The following is a 20,896-nucleotide window of genomic DNA, read 5'->3' as shown; positions in this document are numbered from 1 at the left end:
TGTTTTTCTTGGTCCGAAGTGGGACAGACGTATATAAGCTTCTTGGTTTTACATACGGTAAGGGGTATGTTATAAATTCAATATAAGCTTTTTAAGGAGGATGCGAACGATGTTTTTTAAATCATTTTTTGATGAAGAATTAGCTCAGATGTCTTATATGACAGGATGCCAGCGAACGGGTGAAGCTATGGTGATTGATCCCGCACGTGATATCAATCCTTATCTTGAAACAGCTGAAAAAGAAGGATTTACAATCACGAAAGTGACGGAAACACACATTCATGCCGACTTTCTCTCTGGTGCCAGAGAACTGGCTCAGCATACTGGAGCTGTTCTGTATTTGTCCAATGAGGGAGACAATGACTGGAAATACGAGTATTTAAATGAATTGAATCACGTGTTACTGAACGGGGGAGATCAGTTTTACGTTGGAAATATTAAATTTGATGTTCTTCACACCCCCGGACATACCCCTGAAAGTATTTCATTTGTCTTAACTGATGAAGGAGGAGGCTCCAAGGTTCCTATGGGGATTTTCACAGGAGACTTCGTCTTTGTAGGGGATGTCGGCCGTCCGGATCTGTTGGAAAAGGCTGCCGGTTCAGAAGGGACGTCCAGGCAGGGAGCGCGCCAAATGTTCCAGTCCCTTGAAGCTTTTAAAGAACTTCCTGATTATCTTCAAGTTTGGCCGGGTCATGGCGCAGGCAGTGCCTGTGGGAAATCATTAGGAGCAGTCCCTGCTTCTACGGTTGGCTATGAAAAAGCAAATAACTGGGCGCTTCAGCACACGGATATCGATGAATTTACAGAGGAATTGATTGATGGACAGCCGGAACCACCGAAATATTTTGGGATGATGAAAAAGCTGAATAAAGAAGGCCCGTCTTTGAATAAGGGAAGAGATATAAAGAAATTGACAGTGGATCAACTGGAAGGTTATCGAGGAAATGATACGGTCATCATTGACACGAGAGATAAGTGGACCTTTGCGGCAGGCCACCTTCCAGGAACGATCAATATTCCTTACAATCGATCTTTCTCAAACTGGGCCGGCTGGCTCGTCGACTATGACCAGTCCATCGTACTCATCGGTGAGGAAAGCCGGTTAGATGAAATGAAAAAATCACTGGAAGCCATCGGTCTGGATGAAGTTACAGCTTATGTTGCCCAATCAGATCTCAGTCAGATCGGAGGACTTGAAACTTATACGTCCATTACCCCGGAGGAACTGGAGAGTCACTATAAACAGGATGATCAATATGTGGTCATCGATGTGCGTAATCCAGGTGAATGGCAGGCAGGTCACATGGATCAGGCCCGTCATTTCATGCTTGGACATTTGAAAGACAACCTGGATGAAATTCCGAACGACCGGACACCGATCGTCCACTGCCAATCCGGCGTCCGCTCCGCGATCGCCGTCAGCCTGCTGCAGGCCAACGGCTTTAAGGACACCATCAACTTGAAGGGTGGATATGCGGCCTGGGAACAACAAAGGGATAAATAAACCCTGATGAAAACACGACCTTGGGAACAAGGTCGTGTTTTTTTTGGTAAAAAAAGACCCCTACTCAAGAAAAGTAGAGGCGAAAGTTTGTATAGGTATAGGATTAGGGGAGGTGTTAATTATATAAAAATTAAATTAACACGTAAATTAAACTTGCTCCACAACTAAGGGTTGTGGGTAAGCATCTTCGGCACTGTCATGAATTCCAGGTGCCAAAGCTGCTGTGGCAAGAAATGCTAGTAGTCCAACACAAGCCAATACTTTTTTCATAAGAGTATACCTCCTAAATGAGAATGTTTATTTAATAAATCAATTGCTAACCTAAGGTATTCTGAAGATTTTTTATACATCCGTTTCTTTTCAAGGAGATCTGCTAAAACCATGGAGTACCGGATAATATAAATATGCTCTTTTTTCCCTTGGAAGTAGGGAATCAATGTCTCTTCCAAATAATTCATTAAATTTGGTTGGTCTTCTATAACCATTCGATAAAAACTGAAGTGCAGTTCATGTGCCTTGGACGACAAAGACTCTAAATGGTTCTCGCCTTGGATAATCCATTCCATACAGCCCTCCTGGTCATCCAAGCGATAATGCTCAAGGATTAAACTGTGGATAGCTGTTAATAAGTATGATTTCTTGAAATTTGTATCCGCATCATTGTACTGCAAGCTTTTCTGGTAATTAGTTATAGCAGCCTTATGATTTCCTAATCTCGACTCTAAAGTTCCTATATTAATGAATACTAAATTGAGTTGGTTTCGGTTATTCGTCTGCAAAGCTATTTTTCTAGCAATATTGAAATTCTCTAGAGATTTAGGATAATTTTTTAGTTTACTGTAATTAATACCTTGAAGAATATGACAGTCAGCACTTTTTTCAAGATCATATTTTGCTTGGAAAATTTCAAGTGCTTGATCAACATAAAAGACAGAAGCTGATATATGAGTAGCCTGACTGGTACTTAAGGCCAAAATATAATACAAATCACTAAATTCCCAGTCTTCTAATTCGTGAACAATAGAGGAACTATAGTTCTTGGCTTCCATCAACTGTTGAAAAGATTCATCAAAATTCCCTCGATAATAATCAAGCAGGCCGGAACTTAAATGAAAGTAGTACTTCATTTCATCATCAAATGTGTCTTCGTGCTGTTTAATATCTTTCCATGCCTCGTAAGCCTTCTCCACCTTGTTTTCCAATAAAAGATGGCGAATGCGGAAGAGTTCAAAGAAAATATACAGGTGATGATTGTTCAGCGTATCCTTTTGATGAGAAAGTTCCTCTCTTAATGTCTCAGCTTCCTCTTTCCTTTTAAAGACGATTGTCTCATACCATTCCTTCAGCTTTTCTTTGGAAGGGTGGTTATAGGAAGAGTCGTGAAAATCAAGACCGAGGCGTTCATACAAAAGTTCGAGTACCTCAGAGGCAGGAACGGTCTGATCGTTCTCAATCTTGGATAAATACGCTGGCGAAATAATTCCATCAGCGAGCTGGTTTTGTGTTAACCCTTGCTTCACCCGATGGAACCGAAGCACTTTTCCATATTCCATTTTCCACACACCTAGTTGATCAACTGTTGATTTGGGAGAACAATTCTCTTTCAAATCTATTTTTAGAATACATGTTCGTTTCATCATTTTCAATAAATTTCGGCAGTTTCCCAAGTCGCAGAAAAAATGGTACTTAAGAGGTGGTTTTTGAAGGGGACTTTCATAGAAGGGACAGAATGGGTGTCCATTAGAGGTTTTTCAAGGGAAAATATGGGTTTATGAGTAATGATACACGAGAACGGGTATAAAAGGTATAGGAAAATTTCATCTATTCTTGAAATATCGACCAATCAGTGAGGAGGAGTGATTCGTGTGGGATACAATGTCACACAGAAGCTGATCCAGGACCACTTAGTCGAGGGAGAGATGACGCCTGGATCGGAAATCGGTTTGAAAATTGATCAGACTCTTACGCAGGATGCTACAGGGACAATGGTGATGCTCGAACTGGAGGCAATGGGGATTGAAAAGGCTCAAACAGAGGTTTCTGCTCAGTATGTAGACCATAACTTAATCCAGGAAGACAGCAAAAATCCAGATGACCATTTGTTCTTAGAAAGTGCCGCCAAGCGGTTCGGGCTTTATTTCAGCCGTCCGGGAAATGGTGTCAGTCATCCTGTTCATATGCAGAGGCTGGCGAGGCCGGGGAAAACACTGCTGGGATCTGACAGCCACACATGTGCCAACGGCAGTATGGGCATGCTTGCCATGGGGGCAGGCGGCATCGATGTCGCAATGGCTGTTGCCGGTGAACCGTTTTATGTAAAGATGCCGAAAGTATGGGGCGTAAAAGTGAGCGGTTCCCTTCCGGACTGGGTCAGTGCGAAGGATGCCATACTGGAAATGCTGCGCAGGCACGGGGTCAAAGGCGGAGTGAACCACGTGTTTGAATATTATGGACCCGGTTTGAAAAATCTCACAGCCATGGACAGGCATGTCATAGCGAATATGGGAGCAGAGCTTGGGGCAACTGGAACGGTCTTTCCTTCCGATGAGGAAACGAAACGATTTATGAAGCTTCAAGGCAGGGAAGACGAATGGATAGAACTGTCACCGGATGAAGATGCCACATATGATGTCCACGATGAATTGAATCTCTCAGAAATTACACCAATGGTGGCCAAGCCCTCCAGTCCGGGAAACGTGGTACCTGTTGAGGAAGTGGAGGGAGAAGGAATCTACCAGTCTTATATCGGTTCCTCGGCGAACCCTGGATTCCGTGATTTTGCGACAGCCTCCAAAATTGTTGAAAGTAAACATATAGCCGATGGCGTTTCTTTTGATATAAATCCGACCTCCAGACAAATGCTGATTGACTTGTCACAGGAAGGGCATATCGCTAATTTCCTTCAATCTGGAGGACGTCTCCATCAGGCGGGGTGTAATGGATGCATCGGTATGGGACAGGCACCTGCCACAGGACGGAACAGCCTGCGTACAACACCGAGAAATTTCCCCGGACGTTCCGGGACGAAAGAAGACAGTGTCTTTTTATGCAGCCCGGAAACTGCAGCCGTTTCTGCTTTGACAGGAGTCATAACGGACCCGAGAAAAGCCGGGTTTGACTATCCTGACTTGAAGGATTTGGATGAGCCGACCGTGGATACACGTCTTCTGGATCAACCTCTGCCCTACGAGGAGGCAAAGGACGTCGAATTAGTCAAAGGACCAAACGTCGCCTCGATTCCTGAAATGGAGGAACTTCCGGACGAAATGGAGCTCCCTGTGCTCCTGAAAATGGGGGATGACATTTCGACCGATGAGATTCTTGCAGGAGGAGCGCGAGTGCTGCCATACCGAAGTAACCTGCCGGAAATTAGTAAGTTCACCTTTGAGATCGTAGATGACACGTACTATGACCGGGCGATGGAACAGAGAGAAAAGGGTGGTCATGCTGTTGTGGCAGGTGCCAACTACGGACAGGGTTCCAGCCGGGAACATGCCGCTCTGGCTCCTAAGTATTTAGGGATGAAAGTAGCGGTTGTCGAAGATTTTGCCAGAATTCACTGGCAGAACCTGGCCAACTTTGGCGTCCTGCCGCTTACATTCAAGGATCCGGCTCAATTGGAAGAGATTGAGCAGGGAGACGTTCTCGTTTTCAAAGGATTGAGAGAGCAAATCAAAAAATCGCCGGTGGTTGAAGCTGAAATTAAAGGCAGGGGCCAAACGATTAAATTGGAGCATGCCCTATCAGACAGACAAATGGACATTATGGAAAAGGGCGGTTTAATCAACTGGGTTAAATCGCGTCTTGAATCGTAATACAGATTGCATTTTAACGAAATCAGCTTGTAGGGAAAGGTATTTCTCTACAAGCTTTTTTCATGCTTTGGGAGTCTGCTTCCTCGTCTTTTCGGAAGGGAGGAGATGAGAAGAATAAAGAAAGCCTCGTACGGTTGGCGGATTGTACGAGGCGTATGCACAATGGAGCACGATTCATGTTCTGGAAGTATCCAGTGGAGCCAGCGTTTTTTCGATTTTTTCGCGTTCGTGCTCTAAGAACGGTGGAAGAGCCAGTGATTCACCCAGGTGTGCGGGGTCTTCATCAGTGGCAAATCCAGGTCCGTCTGTAGCCAGTTCGAATAAAATGTGGTTGGCTTCTCTGAAGTACAATGATTTGAAATAAAAGCGATCGACAAGACCGGAATTCGGATAACCGGCGGCATCGATGATTGTCTTCCACTTTGCTAATTCTTCTTCATTTTCAACGCGGAAGGCAACGTGGTGAACACTGCCCCTTCCAGGCTTTTCAGGTTGTGCATCCGGCTTTTCCTCCACATGGACTTCAGCTCCTGACCCACCTTCCCCTGTTTCATAAACCGTCCATTGATCATAGGCGCCGACTTTACGGAAACCGAGGACTTCCGTCAGTACTTTTTCTGTTTTAACGGCTTCATGAACGGTCAAATGAACAGGGCCGAGTCCAAGAATACCGCTGTCTTGGGGAATGGGGGAGTTTTTCCAGGGTGTTCCTGCACGTACGCCGGTGTTGTTCTGATCGGATACAAGCATAAGCCGCTGGCCTTCCGGGTCTCTGAACGCGAGCGTTTTTCTACCCAGACGTTCCTGTATCCTGTCTACATCAAGGTCGTAATCATTCAAACGCTTCTGCCAGAATAGCAGGGCTTCATCATCTTTCACCCGTAGAGATGTAGTGGAGATGCTCCTTGTTCCCGAATAGGTATGGCCGGCCCGGTGTATTTCGAAAAAGGTCAGGTCCGTCCCGGGATTTCCCTTTTCATCCGCATAGAAGAGGTGGTACATAGAAGGGGAATCCTGGTTTACCGTCTTTTTGACGAGCCGCATCCCAAGCACACTTGTATAAAAATCATAGTTATTGGCTGCGGAAGCTGTAATGGCTGATACGTGATGGATGCCTTTTAACTCCATGAATGATCCTCCTCATTTACTTTGAATTCGAGATAATTATAACGCAGAGAGTCATGAGGTTCAACATGTGGGCTCATGACTTCCGTTCGTACGGAAAAATACGTGTCTGGACGGATTTGGAATAATAGGTGATCGGTCGACGCTGGAAATGTTCGGCAGGGAGAAAGTCCAGCAGATGATTCGTTCCTACGGCCGCTTCAGCTTTCTGCAGCATCCAATTATTATGAATAATGGGCCCTTTATAAACACGCTTCCCCCGAACCACCCAGAGGGCGTACCTTTCCGTCAGCCAGTATAAAAGTGAGCCTGGACGGGCCTGCATAGGCTCACTGAGTGTCTGGAATTCCGCATGAAAGTGGGCAGGTGTGTACCCTTTATGGGACCGCCTGCTGGAAAACTGTGTGATCGAATCATTTTTATCCATCCGCATAGAGGCGTGGACGTAAGGAAGTCCGAAAGCGGTGCGCGCTAAAAAAACCCCGAGAGGATGATCGGAGTCAAGGGTAATGAAATAAACCCCTGGTTCGCCGTTGTAGGAGACATACGTTCTTACATTCAGTTCCAGAAGATCCGTGCCAAACGGGAGTTTCGGCAGGCCGCGGAACCGGATATTCCTCATACGGAAGGGGACTACAGCAATCCAGGCTGAGCCGTCAAATTCGTCTATATCGAGCTCCTCAGGTACATGAGGCCGCAGTACATCTACAGGGACGGGCCAGTGTATGAAATATAAATCATCCCAGTCCTGATGCATAATCCATCGGTTCTTATCCATGATTATCACCTCTGGTTAGCTTTACCCGCCCTGAAGTGGAAACATACATTCCGAAGGTGTTCAATCGGCTGTTCCGGTTATTCGAAAGAAGCGATTTCTCCTGCTTCTCTTTCCCTTTTCCTCATCTCATTCAGCAGCAGCTGGATGAACTCCTCCTCCAGCTTCAACTCCATGGCTTTATGAATGGCATCTTTCAGGAGGAAGGGAGATAGTTTATCAAAAGCCATAGCAGTTCCTCCTTCGTTACGTAAGCATTTCAACAGAAACTGTTGCCGCACCTGTAATACGTCCAAGCTGATCGTAAAGAGGCTGGGCAAATACGTCATATCTGGTCAAACCTTCGGATAGGGGAAAGGCGAGGATTTCTCTTCTCGCCATTCCATCGTCGATCACACGCTGCTTCAGCTTCATCAATGCTGTTGTGCCTTCATTAAAGTCCAGTTCCTCATCTGTTTTACCCATGACTACATTCATTTTAAAGTCCGGGTGGGGGTTGAACATCCATGTATAACGGAGGTTCAAATCACAGTGAGCAATGACTATGGGGGAATTTACGAGCGCTTTTTCGAAAGGTTCACTTAAGTGCTCGGTGTAAAAAAGAGATGGATTGATGTGCAGGTAAGACGCAATTTGAGAAGCAACCGTCATACTGGGGTTTCTGGTACCGTTCTCTATTTGTGCGTAATAGGCTCTATCAATATGAGCTCCTTCTGCAATCTCCTGCTGGGTGAGTGCCTGTTCTTTTCTTAAATTGATCAGCCAGCTTCTCATTTCTGGTTCATCACATCCTACTTTGCTTAGTTATATAATGAATTCTACTTATTGAAGAAAATTCCTTGTGGCATATTGCAACAAAATTCACTATATATGGTAGTGTATAGAAAAAAACATACTAGTCCTAGCGTTTTGTGCGCATTTTTTACATTTTTTGAGTTTTTTCGATAGAGGGGATGGAGAATTTGGTATAATCGGTGCGGCATGACATTCGTATATCGGGAAGCAGAGGGAGGGGGATAGGCATGACATGGGAAGTTTTAAACATCCTCGCCGTCAGTGCATTTGCTTTTAGTGGAGCTATTGTCGCACTGAACGAGAGGTATGATATATTCGGTACGTTTATTTTAGGAATCGCCACACCGTTCGCGGGAGGGATTATCCGGAACATTGCTTTGGATGTGCCGGTGATTCACGTATGGGATCAGGGATACTTATTTTACGTCGCCTTAATCACCATTGCCATTGTGTACTTTTTTCCAAAAACGTGGGTAATGGCCTGGGACCGCTGGAATATCTATCCTGATGCTGTGGGACTCTCTGCATTCGCTCTGCAGGGAGCGTCCTTTGCTGTCCAGCATGATTTCCCACTGGGCGGAATCGTTTTCGCTGCCATCCTGACAGGAGTGGGCGGGGGTGTGACAAGGGACGTGCTGGCCCAGCGGCGCCCGATGGTGCTTCACCAGGAGATTTACGCGGTATGGGCAATGGTGACTGGTGTTGTGATTGGGCTTGGGTGGGTCGACCTTTACAATCCATTTCATACCTACAGCATTTTTCTACTGATTATCCTGAGCCGCGTGTTGTCGTATCATCTCGGATGGCATTTACGATTTCGGGATTTGTACCGCATCTAAAAAAGCTTGTGTTAACCAGTTTAAGTTGTCCATTTGTTGTGTGAAGGGTCACGTTCCGCTTATCGGTGGATGAATGCCGCGGGCACGCCCTCCGCGGAAAGGGAAGGGCTTTCGCTCCTGGCGGTAAGAAAGAAAAAAGCTTGTAAAGAAACAGGGGTTTCTCTACAAGCTGAGGAGTCCATCGTGGACTCCTTTTTTATATCTTTTAATATCGGAATAGATCGCCTGATAAGTAGCGCTCTCCTGTATCCGGAGCGATACAGACGATGACTTCTCCCGGTTTTTTCTGTTTGGCGGCCTGGATGGCAGCCCAGCAGGCGGCGCCGCAGGATGTCCCAAGGAGCAGCCCCTCTTCACGGGCCAGACGACGAGTGATGTCATAGGCATCTTCGTCGGTGACCTGGTAAATCTCATCATAAATCTCCTGATTCAATATACTTGGAATGAATCCCGGGCTTGTACCGACCAGCTTATGCTTGCCTGGCTGACCGCCCGACAACACGGGAGATCCTGCCGGTTCCGCAACGTGGATGGTCATGTCCTTGAAGCGTTTTTTCAATTCTTCACCGGTTCCTGTAATCGTTCCTCCGGTCCCTGCTGTGGAGACAAAACCGGCCAGCGGTTTACCTAGTTCATCCATTGCTTCGATAATTTCTGCAGCTGTGGTATGGCGGTGAGCATCAGGGTTGGCCATATTCTCAAACTGCATCGGCATAAAGCCGCCGTCGATTTCTTCGACCAGTTCTTTTGCCTTGGCGATGGCTCCGGGCATTTTGGCGTCTCCCGGCGTCAGAACGATTTCCGCTCCGTATGCTTTCAGAAGATTGATCCGTTCCTGTGTCATCGTGTCCGGCATGACTAGAACAGCGCGGTATCCTCTGGCGGCGGCATTCATCGCGATACCGATTCCCGTATTTCCACTTGTCGGTTCAATGATGGTGGATCCCTCTTTTAAAAATCCATCCTTTTCAGCCTGTTCAATCATATTGAAAGCAGCCCGGTCTTTCACACTGCCGCTCGGGTTGTACTTTTCCAGTTTCATATAAATATCTGCGCCACCCTCTGGAGCCAGGCGGTTTAATTTCACTAACGGAGTATCTCCGATTAGATCCGCAATGTTGTTGACTACGCGCATGAACGTCACATCCTTTTGTTAGACCTGTTGCTTTAAGTTTACCATAGGAAGTGGAGGCCATTCATCCGCTGTGCTCTCCCGACTGCTTCAAAAATTGTCTTCCACCATCTGCTGGGCGAATTGGAACGTATCTTTCGGTACGGAAATTTTAAAAGCCAGTTGGTTGGCATTCAGGTTGAAGCGGTCCACTTTCACATTGAAGTTACTGGCCGTTTCCATCTGGGTGACGGCAACATAGATATTTTCTTCATTCGGGTTCACGATGACCCATTCCGGCAGATTGTAGTTATCCTTTAAGAATTCCAGTACTTTCTTATTAGGAAGAGGCAGCTGTCCAAGAGAGATTTTCTCCTGTTCCAGAACAAGGTCGCCGTTTTCCTGGACCACAGGGTTTAATTCCACCTTGATGGGGACTACCTGTTCAAAAGCCTTGATATTTCCGGATAACGTAACGTTTTTGTCGATCGAGACGGAGTAATCAAATACGGTCTGGTTGGACAGCTCGGATAAGTATTCATTGGCGAGCTGCTCCATATTCTCTTTCGTTGAGACAATGGTGAACTCGGCATCGGTATTTTCTTTTCCACGGTCTACATTGACAAGGGTATACGAGCTCGGGAGAAAGACTAAAGCCAGAAGCCACCCGATGATCCCGATGTTGATGATGGCAAGGACCCAGAAGGATGTCCGCCATTTATTGTTAAGAAGTAATCGTTTCATTTATCATTCCACCCAGGTTATTCTTCAATATCTTCTCTAATATGAGCGAGTACGCGTTCTGCCATTTCCTTGTATCCCTGTTCATTGGGGTGGAAATGGTCTTCTTCCCATAGGAGTTCTTCTTCGTTTCCATCAAAGATATCACGGATAGGAATAAAGTGGGCCTGATCATAGGTGCCGATGATCCTTTCGCTCGCCTCGTTCCAATCGCCCATGATTTCTCCAAGCTCGGGGATGTTATTAAAATACTGGTTAAATGGATTGTACAGACCAACGAAGTAGATGGGGGCTTCGCCGTTCAAGTTTTGTGTCTTCTCAATAATTTCCTTGAGCCGCTCTTCATATCCATCGCGTTCGTCCCGGAAGTCCTGGTAGTTTAAATCTGTGAAGTTATCTTTAACCACCTTCATTACATCGTTGGCGCCGATGGTGATGAGCACAATGTCTGCCTGTTCGATGGACCGGGAAATATCTTCGTCTTCCATCCGTTCTAACATCTGGTCCGTACGATTGCCGCGTTTTCCGTAATTGATCACTTCAAGAGACGTATTGTTGTTAGTATTTGTGAAGTTGTCTTCAAGAATACCAACATAGCCGCCATTATCTGTCCCGTCTCCGACGCCCTGCGTCAAAGAGTCCCCAATGGCAACTACGGTCAAATCATTTTTTATGAAAAGGTCACGTGCGCTGTCCATGACACTTGTGAAAACGTCCCGCAGACCTTCGCCAAGGGCGTTTTCGTCTTCCTCTGTTGAAACTTCCTCCTGCTCTATCTCTGGCTGCTCTTCTACATCCGCGTCTCCTGTTTCTAACGGCTGTTCATCAGGTGTGCTGGATGACTCCTGCTCCTCTGGTGTATAGATAAAGGAGGCTGTTATAAAAAAGGCAAGAATGAGAGTAAGCAGGATGGAGGCTGTCCATCTCCACTTTTTCACGTTAGGATCCCTCCTGAGGGGGCGTTAATTTTATTATATGTGGTTTTATTTTTATGGGAAATGAAAAAGTTTTATCCATAATTATAGCATGACGCCTTTACAATAGACATACGTGAACGAGTGTTGGAAGATGAGGGTAGGGAACGAATTGGTTGCGGGAGGCGTTTGAAAAATGGATCGAAGTATGACGATTTCTGTAAGAGAGCTGGTCTCTTATGTGTACAGGGCTGGAAGTATTGATGAAAGGTTCCAGTCCAATACAGCTCTGTTGGAGGGAACAGCCATCCATCAGGAAGTGCAGAAGAAATATAAGGACGGAGATGAAAAGGAAGTTTTCCTTCAGTGTGAATATGCGTATGGAGAGCTTCGTCTGATTGTCCAGGGCCGGTGTGACGGCCTGCTTGAGGGAGAAGACGGGCCTGTCATTGATGAAATCAAGTCGACATCCGGGGACCTGGAGGAACTCGACAGTTCTTCTCATCCCGTTTACTGGGCTCAGGCAAAAGGCTACGCCTATATCTATTCTCTCCAGGAAAACCTGGAAAAAATTGATGTCCAGCTGACCTATGTGCAGAAACGGACGAAGGAAAAGAAACGCCTGCAGATAAGATTCACGCATGAGGAACTGGCTGACTTTATGGAGGAGACCGTGAAGGCTTATCAATCCTACGCCTCTGTCCTTCATCATCTGGAGGAACAGAGGGAAGCCACGGTTCCTTCCTTTTCTTTTCCGTTCTCTACCTATCGGACAGGCCAGCGGAAACTGGCGGGGAGTGTGTACAGGACGATTGAAGAAAAACGGAACCTATTCGCTCAGGCCCCCACCGGCATCGGGAAGACGATATCGACTTTATTTCCGGCTGTCAAAGCTCTTTCTCTTGATAAAATGGACAGGATTTACTATTTAACCGCTAAAACGACGACGAGAGCGACAGCTGAGGAGGCACTGGCCAAAATGGAAGAGCACGGTCTCTCCCTGAGGTCGGTCACCTTAACGGCTAAGGAGAAAATCTGTTTTCAGGAGGAAACGATCTGTCAGCCGGATTATTGTGAATATGCAGATGGGTATTACGACAGGGTGAATGACGGCATTGTGGATGTACTGAGGAATGAGACGCAGCTCACACGCCCTGTGATTGAAGCGTATGCCAGAAAACACCGTTTATGCCCGTTTGAGTTTTCTCTTGATCTTACGGATGTGGTGGACGTGATCATCAGTGATTACAATTACATCTTCGACCCGCGTGTTGCCTTAAAGAGGCTGATGCCTGACCGTAAGAAAAAAACAGCCCTCCTTGTGGATGAAGCGCATAACCTTGTTGAACGGGCGAGAGAAATGTACTCGGCCTCGATTTATAAAAACCCATTCAGGGAGGCTTCTGATTCGTGGGAAGACGAGGAGGGAATCCGAAAGACCGCCCTGGCAGTGGCTGATGACCTGGAGCGCCTTGCCGGTTTCCAAGGTGGAGAGATCGTCATCAATGAGATCCCTGGAGAACTGGAAGAAAACCTGGAACGGTTCATTGGGAAAACGGAGCAGATCATCCAGGAACAAGCGGAGGACGAGCGCTCCGAATCTCTTGTTGACTTGTATTTCACCGTCCAGAATTTCCTGAGGATTTTTGAGTTTGTGGATGATCATTATCGTTTTATAGCGGCAAAAGGGGAAGACGGGGATCTGATGCTGAAGTTGTTCTGCCTGGATCCTTCCCACGTATTAAAGAAGGTGACAGATGGGTTCCGCTCCGGTACATTCTTTTCAGCCACGCTTTCACCTTTTGCCTATTATAAAGAAATGCTGGGAGGGACGAAGGAGGATTACATCCTTCAGCTTCCATCCCCTTACGACGCCTCTCAGGTGGATGTCACAATTACGCCGTTATCAACCCGGTATAAAAACCGGAATCAAACGGCTGGAATTCTGGCAGAGCGGTTGAAAGACCAGGTGGAAAGCTATAGTGGAAACCACTTATTCTTCTTCCCGTCGTATCACTACATGGAGCTTGTCTACCAAGAGTTCCGGCAGATGTCCCCTGTCGATGCAGTCATGCAGGAAAGGGGCATGGATGAGAGCAGGCGGGAGGATTTTCTTGCCCAATTCGTTCCAGGAGGGCGTCTGGCAGGTTTTGCTGTCATGGGTGGTGTTTTTTCTGAAGGTGTCGACCTCCGCGGAGACCGGCTGAATGGTGTGGCCGTCGTTGGTGTCGGTCTGGCTCCAAGAAACTTCGAGAAAGAGTTGATTAAAGACTATTTCAATAAGAAAGGCCGCCGGGGGTATGATTATGCTTACGTATATCCTGGAATGAACAAAGTGCTCCAGGCTGGTGGACGCTTGATCCGTTCGGAAGAGGATCATGGAGCTATCCAGCTTATAGATGACCGGTTTGTTTCTGGAAAATACACGAGTTTATTCCCAGAAGATTGGAGAAATTATCGAATTATTAAATAAAAAGATTTCCCGGGAAATTTATTGGCGGATACCGCTGTGCCGGGAATGGATTTTGTAGAAATGAGGGATGGATATGCCTTGGATTAAACCTGTGAAACAACAGCATATGAAAGAAATAAGAGGAGAAGATGAGCCTTCCTCTTTGTTTGACCGGCTTATTGCCAATGACCCCGGTTTATATGAAGCTTTTCTTCCACTTCAACAGGCAGTGAAGAATACCGGCCTTCCAGATGATTTGCGAGAGGCGGTCATCACGTTTGTGTCAATGAAAAATGGCTGCCGCTACTGTACAAAAAGCCATGCTTCCTTGTTAGAAGGCCACACGGGTGTGAATGATGTGGAAGAATGGCTGGATCATTATGAAGCATCATCCATGAGTGAGCAGTGGAAAGCTGTCCTGAATTATGCCGAACAGTTAACCGCCAAACCTGTAGAGGTGGATCAGGACAGCGTGAACCGCCTTACGAAAGCAGGCTTTAGTGTTCGTGAGATTGCTGTGATCAACCATACTGTGGCTTATACGAGCTATACGAATCAGTTGTCGATGGGGCTTGGATTGTAAAGGTTTAAGCACCGCTCGAGACTGGGATTTTCAGACTGTCGGGAACTTTTCCGGCAGTCTTTTTTGGGCCGCTGTGGATTTTTTTAAAAGGTGTGTGTTTGAAAAAGTTTATTGTAAACTAAAATAAATTAGTGTTGACATTATGTCAGGGTTTTTTTATCTTTAAGGAAGAAGTTGTGGAGGAGGAAAAATGATGAAGAAGTCGAAACTAAGCGTTTATGACATCACTTTAGGGAGTTTATTTGTTGCGCTGATGGCTATCGGTGCCAATATTACGGCTTACCTGCCATTTCTCCAGGTTATGGGAGTTCCTCTGACCCTGCAGACGTTTTTCGCTATTCTGGCAGGGCTTATGCTCGGAAGCCGTCTCGGGTCTTTTTCGATTCTCGTGTATGTTCTTTTAGGTTTGGCGGGAGCACCGATCTTTGCTGGGTTTAAAGGCGGGTTGTCGGTTGTGATTGCTCCGACGTTCGGATTTATTTTGTCTTATATTATTCTTGCTTATTTTGTAGGGAAAATCGCTGAATCCAGGCGGACGATGCCGAGGTACATGATGGCCGCTGCCGCCGGCATCATCATCAACTATTTTGTCGGTGTCCAATTATTTTATCTCGCACTGAATTTCTGGGTGGGAGGAGACGGGATCAGTCTCGCTCTGGCGTGGTCCAGTATGGTGCCGTTTATCATAAAGGACAGTATTCTCGCCGTAGGTGCAGTCTTGTTTACTCAGAGGTTGGAAAAGGCGTGGCTTTCCAAAACAAGACTCAGACAGGCGGCATAGTCCTGTCGTTTCATGAAAGAACGTAAGGTCCTGCCCGCATATGGGACAGGGCTTTTTTGCCATTTTTCGGACTTTTGTGTGAGTTGGATAACGGTCTGGATTGCTATATGATGAAAGAAGATTCGAAAGGAGAGATGGAGAATGAAACATCGTTTGGATGAACTGGCTGCCTACCTGAAGGAGACGGGTATTGATGCAGCTTTTATTAATTCACCGGAAAACTTCTTTTATTTAACCGGGTTTCTAACTGACCCTCATGAAAGACTGTTAGGATTGGTCGTCTTTCCGGAAGCAGACCCTATAGCTGTTCTTCCGGGAATGGAAAAAGCACAGCTGCAGGAAACAGGGTGGAGCCATGAAATTATTGGTTACGCTGATCATGAAAATCCTTGGACGTTGATGAAGGATTCTATGAATCAGGCGGGGATCACGAACGTACATCATGTGGGCATAGAAAAAGAAGTGCTTTCCTACGGGCGTAGTGAGTCCTTTTTTGCGTTGTTTGATGACGCAGAGGTTCTGGACATCGAAGGGAAATTAAACGAGATGCGTGTCGTGAAGGATGAGCAGGAAATCGCGGTTTTGAAGGAAGCGGCAGAACTCGCAGATTTCGGGGTCAAGGTAGGGACAGAAGCCCTGAATGAAGGGATTACGGAAATGGAAGTCCTGGCGGCGATTGAGTATGAGCTTAAGAAAAAAGGCGTCGCTCAAATGTCCTTCTCCACGATGGTGCTTTTTGGTGAGAAATCCGGCCACCCTCACGGAAATCCTGGAGACCGTAGATTAAAAGAAGGAGACCTTGTCCTGTTTGATCTTGGAGTCGTCTGGAAAGGATACACGTCTGATATTACGAGGACCTTCGCTTTCCGCTCTGTCAATGAAAAGCAGAAAGCTATCTATGAAACGGTTCTGGAAGCATTGAATGCATCCCTGGCCATCAGTCGTCCTGGAACAAGGATTGGTGATCTGGATGAAGCGGCGCGTCAGATCATTACAGAAGCCGGCTACGGCGATAAGTTTCCACACCGGATTGGACATGGACTGGGAATCAATGTGCATGAATTCCCTTCTATGAGCCATTTGAATGACGGGGTATTAAAAGAAGGGATGACGTATACGCTCGAACCGGGCATTTACGATCCTGAAATCGGCGGTGTCCGTATTGAAGATGATGTACTTGTCACCCCGGAAGGATTTGTCACGCTGACAGAAACACCAAAAGAACTCACCATCATAAAGTGAATAGAGCAGCCGTAAGACGATCAAAGGAAAGGTGCCTGCAGAAGGCACCTTTCCTTTTTTATTGTGTCTCTGTTATTGCTTGGTGTTGTTATTTAACATGTGAGCTCCTATCATCACCCCTTTCTGTCATGGGATTTGTAGGAGGCGGCCTTGGGAATGACTCCCTTTCCGTGGGGTACCGTGAGCCGCGGAAAGCGGACGGTTTTCCCTGCCATCCCATGCTCTGAGTAAATAGCAGACCGGACCCCTAATTCCAGACGGAAACGATTTAGTAATCGTTTGAAATATCAACCACAGACTTTAACAGAGCTTTTATTGTAGAAAAAGTGCGGGCCGGACGATCATTCCTTTTGTCTGTGAAATCAAAACAAACGAATGGGAGGGCTTTGGTTCCGGAAGGTATATAGATCTTTTCTCTCCTATGGAAAACGAGGGCGGAAGGGATATAAGCCTCTGGTCTTAGATAAAGATATATCCCCGGCTCATTACGGAAATCCTACAGCACCGGTATGATAAAGACAAGAACAGTGCAGGGAGGGAAATACATGAAAAAGTTTCTGTTGTTCCTCGCAGGTCTGATTGCCCTTGGATTATTCATTGCGAACCTTGGCCCGATGATTCTGCTTGGTGTCAGTGTGTGGCTGCTTTATATCGTTTTCAAGCAGTTTGTGAAAAGTGACTCGACAGCCGGGAAGATCGGCTGGATGGTCGTCGGCTTGATTGTTTTAAGCGTCGCTGTTTCCAATGTTTACGCGGTCGTCGGCGTCGCTGCTGCTTTTGTCCTTTACTGGATTTATAAAAATTGGACAAGCCGTCCACGTGATCCCGCGTCTGAAAAAAAAGACGATCCATTTACAAATTTTGAGCGTCAATGGGCAGACATGAACAAATAACAAAGGAGATGGAAACATGGCCAACCTATTTACACGACTAAAGGATTCAATTACGGCAGATCTTCATGAAGCATTGGACCAAAAGGAACAGAAGAACCCGGCCGCTATGCTGAATCAGTACTTAAGAGAAAGTGAAAAGGAGACAGAAAAAGTCCGGAAGCTGGTGGAGAGGCAGTACCAGTTGAAGGATGAATTCACGAGGGAATATCAAAAAGCGTCAGATCTGGCTGAGAAACGTAAGCATCAGGCGCATGTGGCTGAACAGGCCGGCGAAACGTCCATGCATGATTTTGCGGTAAAAGAGCAGGAAGAATATGAAGCGCGTGCTGAAAAGCTGAAGCAGTCTCAGGCAGAATGTGTAGAGCAGCTGGAGGCCCTTGAGCGTAAGTATGAGGAAATGAAGCATAAACTAAAGGATATGCATTTGAAACGGATGGCGTTTATGGGACGTGAAAATACAGCGCGTGCGCATCACACAATGAACCGTGTGCTGGAGGATGGCTCAGACAAGCCGTATTCCAGATTCTCTGAGATCGACCGTTACATGGAGGACCTGGAGTATAAGGTGAACAGTGCCTATTACCGTCATACGTTTGACAGTAAGATGGCAGAGATTGAGAAAAAGGTCCGGAATAAGCAGGAAGTGTCGGGGTAACTAAATCATGGTATGATAAAGGCGCAGTTCTCTGCGTCTTTCCTTTGTCTAAAGGGCGCAGGTGGATAAGAGGAAGGGGGAATGACCGCTGTGCTTAAAAGAATTTCAACAGATATGCTGAACACGATTTTAATCACGGGGGTGATTCTCCTGATTATTGAAATAGTGTTCTTTAACGGAGGTCTCATTTTTTCTGTCGGTTTTTCAGCCGTACTGATTTACTTCGGTTGGAAGAATTATAGACCGCTTTGGAGAAAAGTCATGTTCTGGATCGGGGCGGTCAGTCTCGGGCTGACTGTACTAAGTATGATTGCCGTTCGTTTTCTCGTGCTGGCCATCCTTTTTCTGGCGGTCCGTCATTATTACAAAACGAAGCAGCACCCGGAAAACGTTCAGCTTGGAGAGATGGACCAGGAACCGCATGACCCTCCGGAAGAACCTGTATTCACTCAAAAGTTTTTTGGGCGGCAGGCGACGCCCCCACATTCCTATCCGTGGCAGGATGTGAATGTGCACGGAGGCATAGGCGACCGGGTTATCGATTTAAGTGAGACCGTTCTTCCTTCGAACGAATCCGTTATTTCCATCCGTCATTTTATAGGCAATGTCACGATTTATGTTCCGTATGAGGTGGAAGTGACGATCCTTCACAGCGCCATCATTGGAAGAAGCTCGATTTTTCAGTTTAAAAAGTCCAGAATGCTCAATCAGATGACGTATTACCAAACACCGGATTATCAGGAAAATAAGCCCCGGGTGAAGGTGATTACGTCGATATTTTCCGGTGATCTCGAGGTGAAGCGGATATGAACCTTTGGCAGAGGCAGATTGGGTCGGGACTTTTCACGTTCTTTCTATTTGCTGTTCTCCTGACCGCTGTAACATTCGCCGCTTTTCCGGTAGAGCGGTGGTCAGTGCTCTGGACAAGAGAGGTGCTCGATCTTCCGTATGGATTTTTGATTCTGCTGTTATCCCTGTTTATGGGACTTGTAACCGGTACGGCCCAGGGGTGGTACTGGCGTCGTCAGCTTACCCATATCGAACAGCAGCTTGGAGAAGTCGTGAAAGGCAGTCCTCTGGAGGCGGACACGGCGGATCTGGCAGAAGTGAAAAGAATTGAAGATCGAATGAAACAGCTGGAAGAGAAAATTGTGAAACAAGCCGAGCTTTCTCAACGTATGGTTACAGAAAGAGCGGAAGAACGGGAAAAAAGCCTTCAGGAAGTAGTCATACAGGAAAGGAATCGTCTGGCCAGGGAACTTCACGATTCTGTCAGTCAGCAGTTGTTTGCCGCTTCCATGATGATGTCAGCCATTAATGAGACAAAAGACCATGAGCGGGAAGGCGTGGATCGGCAGCTGAAGATGGTAGAGAGGATGATTCATCAATCCCAGCTCGAAATGAGGGCACTGCTCCTCCATCTGCGGCCGGTTCCCTTGAAAGATAAAACGCTGGCGGAAGGAATGACAGAGCTTCTTCAGGAGCTGATCCAAAAGGTGCCGCTTCAGATTGACTGGACGATTGAAACATTTCCATTAGAAAAAGGTGTGGAGGACCAGCTCTTCCGGATTCTGCAGGAATCGGTATCCAACACACTGAGGCACGCCAAGGCATCGACCCTTTCGGTTATGCTTCTGGAGCGTGATCAAACCGTTATTTTGAAAGTGATCGACGACGGTATGGGGTTTCATGTGGAAGAGAAAAAAACGAGTTCCTACGGTCTCCAAAATATGGAGGAGCGTGCCTTTGAAGTGGGCGGCGTGCTAAAGGTTGTCAGTGTGAAAGGACAGGGGACCCGGTTGGAAGTAAAAGTGCCCCACCGACTTAAAGGAGGTCAATCCTGATGATTCGAGTATTATTTGCAGATGATCATGAGATGGTCCGTATTGGTGTATCCGCCTATTTGTCCTCACAGCCGGATATTGAGGTGATCGCTGAAGCAGGGGACGGCGAAGATGCTGTAGCGCTTGCCTTTCAACACCGGCCGGACATTATTTTGATGGACCTCGTGATGGAACATATGGATGGGATTGAAGCGACAAAGCGGATTACAGCCGAGTGGCCGGAGGCGAAGATTATCATCGTCACAAGTTTTCTTGATGATGAGAAGGTGTATCCCGCTTTAGAGGCGGGAGCGGTCAGTTATATGCTGAAAACGTCAAAAGCAGAGGAAATTGCCCAGGCGATCCGTGCCACTTTTGAAGGACGGTCCATTCTGGAACCGGAAGTCACCGGGAAAATCATGACAAAGATGCGTCACCCCGACCAACGGGCGCTCCATGAAGATTTGACGAACAGAGAAAAGGAAATTCTGCTTCTGATGGCAGATGGCAGGACGAACCAGGAGATTGCAGAAGAGTTGTTCATAGCCTTAAAAACGGTAAAGGTTCACGTAAGCAGTATTCTTGGGAAATTACAAGTATCAGACAGGACGCAGGCCGTCATTTACGCATTCAAACATGATCTTGTCCATTAAATACATGAAAGAGTATACGAACACCCCGGCCATGCAGGCCGGGGTGTTTTCAGTGGAGGTAGGTGACGTAGACAAAGGCGGTAATCAGAATGAGATAGAAGATGACCAGTTTCCAATAGAGTCTTCTCATGCTTTTCCCCCTTTACTTCGGCCCGTCGTATTCCATTAAGTTTATGTGAAGGAGGCGTAAAG

21 protein-coding genes are annotated in these 20,896 nt (G+C 46.6%); 12 read left to right on the top strand and 9 right to left on the bottom strand.

Annotation, left to right across the window (positions count from 1 at the left end):
- The first annotated feature begins 109 nt into the window (after positions 1-109).
- Positions 110-1,507 carry an MBL fold metallo-hydrolase gene (locus ACXAGL_RS05650; RefSeq protein ID WP_474990291.1) on the top strand — a complete coding sequence of 466 codons (1,398 nt, stop codon included), beginning with the start codon at positions 110-112 and terminating at the stop codon, positions 1,505-1,507.
- Positions 1,508-1,654: 147 nt separating this feature from the next.
- On the opposite strand, the gene ACXAGL_RS05645 is transcribed toward ACXAGL_RS05650, so the two are convergent.
- Together ACXAGL_RS05645 and ACXAGL_RS05640 are read right to left on the bottom strand one after the other, a co-directional pair.
- On the bottom strand, positions 1,655-1,777 hold the full coding sequence (locus ACXAGL_RS05645; RefSeq protein ID WP_474990289.1) for a hypothetical protein: 123 nt from the start codon (positions 1,775-1,777) through the stop codon (positions 1,655-1,657).
- On the bottom strand, positions 1,774-3,060 hold the full coding sequence (locus ACXAGL_RS05640; RefSeq protein ID WP_474990287.1) for a helix-turn-helix domain-containing protein: 1,287 nt from the start codon (positions 3,058-3,060) through the stop codon (positions 1,774-1,776). The genes ACXAGL_RS05645 and ACXAGL_RS05640 overlap by 4 nt, the downstream gene beginning before the upstream one ends.
- A gap of 312 nt (positions 3,061-3,372) precedes the next feature.
- Here ACXAGL_RS05640 and ACXAGL_RS05635 point away from each other — a divergent pair, with 312 nt between their 5' ends.
- The gene (locus ACXAGL_RS05635) at positions 3,373-5,322 is read left to right on the top strand and encodes an aconitate hydratase (protein WP_474990285.1); all 1,950 of its coding nucleotides are present in this window, start codon (positions 3,373-3,375) and stop codon (positions 5,320-5,322) included.
- A 174-nt stretch (positions 5,323-5,496) separates the two neighbouring features.
- On the opposite strand, the gene ACXAGL_RS05630 is transcribed toward ACXAGL_RS05635, so the two are convergent.
- The 4 genes from ACXAGL_RS05630 to ACXAGL_RS05615 all read right to left on the bottom strand — a co-directional run bounded on the left by ACXAGL_RS05630 (position 5,497) and on the right by ACXAGL_RS05615 (position 7,996).
- Positions 5,497-6,450, bottom strand: a complete 954-nt coding sequence (locus ACXAGL_RS05630) for a ring-cleaving dioxygenase (protein WP_474990283.1) — start codon at positions 6,448-6,450, stop codon at positions 5,497-5,499.
- Positions 6,451-6,523: 73 nt separating this feature from the next.
- A complete protein-coding gene (locus ACXAGL_RS05625) occupies positions 6,524-7,225 on the bottom strand; it encodes a YqjF family protein (RefSeq protein WP_474990281.1) in 702 nt (233 codons plus the stop codon).
- 77 nt (positions 7,226-7,302) lie between these two features.
- Positions 7,303-7,452, bottom strand: a complete 150-nt coding sequence (sda, locus tag ACXAGL_RS05620; protein WP_474969868.1) for a sporulation histidine kinase inhibitor Sda — start codon at positions 7,450-7,452, stop codon at positions 7,303-7,305.
- Between the two features lie 16 nt (positions 7,453-7,468).
- Positions 7,469-7,996 (bottom strand): helix-turn-helix domain-containing protein, encoded by a 528-nt coding sequence (locus ACXAGL_RS05615; protein WP_474970804.1) that lies wholly within the window; start codon positions 7,994-7,996, stop codon positions 7,469-7,471.
- 248 nt (positions 7,997-8,244) lie between these two features.
- Between ACXAGL_RS05615 and ACXAGL_RS05610 the strand changes: the two genes are divergently transcribed.
- The gene (locus ACXAGL_RS05610) at positions 8,245-8,856 is read left to right on the top strand and encodes a trimeric intracellular cation channel family protein (RefSeq protein WP_474990279.1); all 612 of its coding nucleotides are present in this window, start codon (positions 8,245-8,247) and stop codon (positions 8,854-8,856) included.
- Between the two features lie 205 nt (positions 8,857-9,061).
- On the opposite strand, the gene cysK is transcribed toward ACXAGL_RS05610, so the two are convergent.
- From cysK to ACXAGL_RS05595, 3 genes are all read right to left on the bottom strand, one after another.
- Complete coding sequence (gene cysK, locus ACXAGL_RS05605) at positions 9,062-9,991, bottom strand: cysteine synthase A (RefSeq protein WP_474969865.1); 930 nt, start codon at positions 9,989-9,991, stop codon at positions 9,062-9,064.
- Positions 9,992-10,078: 87 nt separating this feature from the next.
- Entirely contained in the window at positions 10,079-10,711 is a 633-nt protein-coding gene (locus tag ACXAGL_RS05600) for a YpmS family protein (RefSeq protein ID WP_474969864.1), read from the bottom strand.
- A 17-nt stretch (positions 10,712-10,728) separates the two neighbouring features.
- Positions 10,729-11,646 carry an SGNH/GDSL hydrolase family protein gene (locus ACXAGL_RS05595; protein WP_474990277.1) on the bottom strand — a complete coding sequence of 306 codons (918 nt, stop codon included), beginning with the start codon at positions 11,644-11,646 and terminating at the stop codon, positions 10,729-10,731.
- 172 nt (positions 11,647-11,818) lie between these two features.
- On the opposite strand from ACXAGL_RS05595, the gene ACXAGL_RS05590 reads away from it, so the two are divergent.
- From ACXAGL_RS05590 to ACXAGL_RS05550, 9 genes are all read left to right on the top strand, one after another.
- Complete coding sequence (locus tag ACXAGL_RS05590) at positions 11,819-14,095, top strand: helicase C-terminal domain-containing protein (protein ID WP_474990275.1); 2,277 nt, start codon at positions 11,819-11,821, stop codon at positions 14,093-14,095.
- A 73-nt stretch (positions 14,096-14,168) separates the two neighbouring features.
- A complete protein-coding gene (locus ACXAGL_RS05585; RefSeq protein ID WP_474990273.1) occupies positions 14,169-14,657 on the top strand; it encodes a carboxymuconolactone decarboxylase family protein in 489 nt (162 codons plus the stop codon).
- A 193-nt stretch (positions 14,658-14,850) separates the two neighbouring features.
- Positions 14,851-15,438 (top strand): biotin transporter BioY, encoded by a 588-nt coding sequence (locus ACXAGL_RS05580; RefSeq protein WP_474969860.1) that lies wholly within the window; start codon positions 14,851-14,853, stop codon positions 15,436-15,438.
- Positions 15,439-15,579: 141 nt separating this feature from the next.
- Positions 15,580-16,680: a M24 family metallopeptidase gene (locus tag ACXAGL_RS05575; protein WP_474990271.1), complete on the top strand. Its 1,101-nt coding sequence runs from the start codon at positions 15,580-15,582 to the stop codon at positions 16,678-16,680.
- A gap of 545 nt (positions 16,681-17,225) precedes the next feature.
- Entirely contained in the window at positions 17,226-17,573 is a 348-nt protein-coding gene (locus tag ACXAGL_RS05570) for a lmo0954 family membrane protein (protein WP_474990269.1), read from the top strand.
- A gap of 16 nt (positions 17,574-17,589) precedes the next feature.
- Positions 17,590-18,228 carry a PspA/IM30 family protein gene (locus ACXAGL_RS05565; RefSeq protein ID WP_474990267.1) on the top strand — a complete coding sequence of 213 codons (639 nt, stop codon included), beginning with the start codon at positions 17,590-17,592 and terminating at the stop codon, positions 18,226-18,228.
- A 90-nt stretch (positions 18,229-18,318) separates the two neighbouring features.
- A complete protein-coding gene (gene liaF, locus ACXAGL_RS05560) occupies positions 18,319-19,038 on the top strand; it encodes a cell wall-active antibiotics response protein LiaF (RefSeq protein ID WP_474969856.1) in 720 nt (239 codons plus the stop codon).
- Positions 19,035-20,072, top strand: a complete 1,038-nt coding sequence (locus ACXAGL_RS05555; protein WP_474990265.1) for a sensor histidine kinase — start codon at positions 19,035-19,037, stop codon at positions 20,070-20,072. Before liaF ends, ACXAGL_RS05555 begins: the two co-directional genes overlap by 4 nt.
- Positions 20,072-20,704 carry a response regulator gene (locus ACXAGL_RS05550; protein ID WP_474969854.1) on the top strand — a complete coding sequence of 211 codons (633 nt, stop codon included), beginning with the start codon at positions 20,072-20,074 and terminating at the stop codon, positions 20,702-20,704. The genes ACXAGL_RS05555 and ACXAGL_RS05550 overlap by 1 nt, the downstream gene beginning before the upstream one ends.
- The last annotated feature ends 192 nt before the right edge of the window (positions 20,705-20,896 follow it).

It is taken from the genome of Halobacillus sp. ABA4_118, assembly GCF_056160205.1.
Note: the sequence above shows the minus strand (reverse complement) of the source record. Positions and strands in the feature narration are given on the sequence as shown.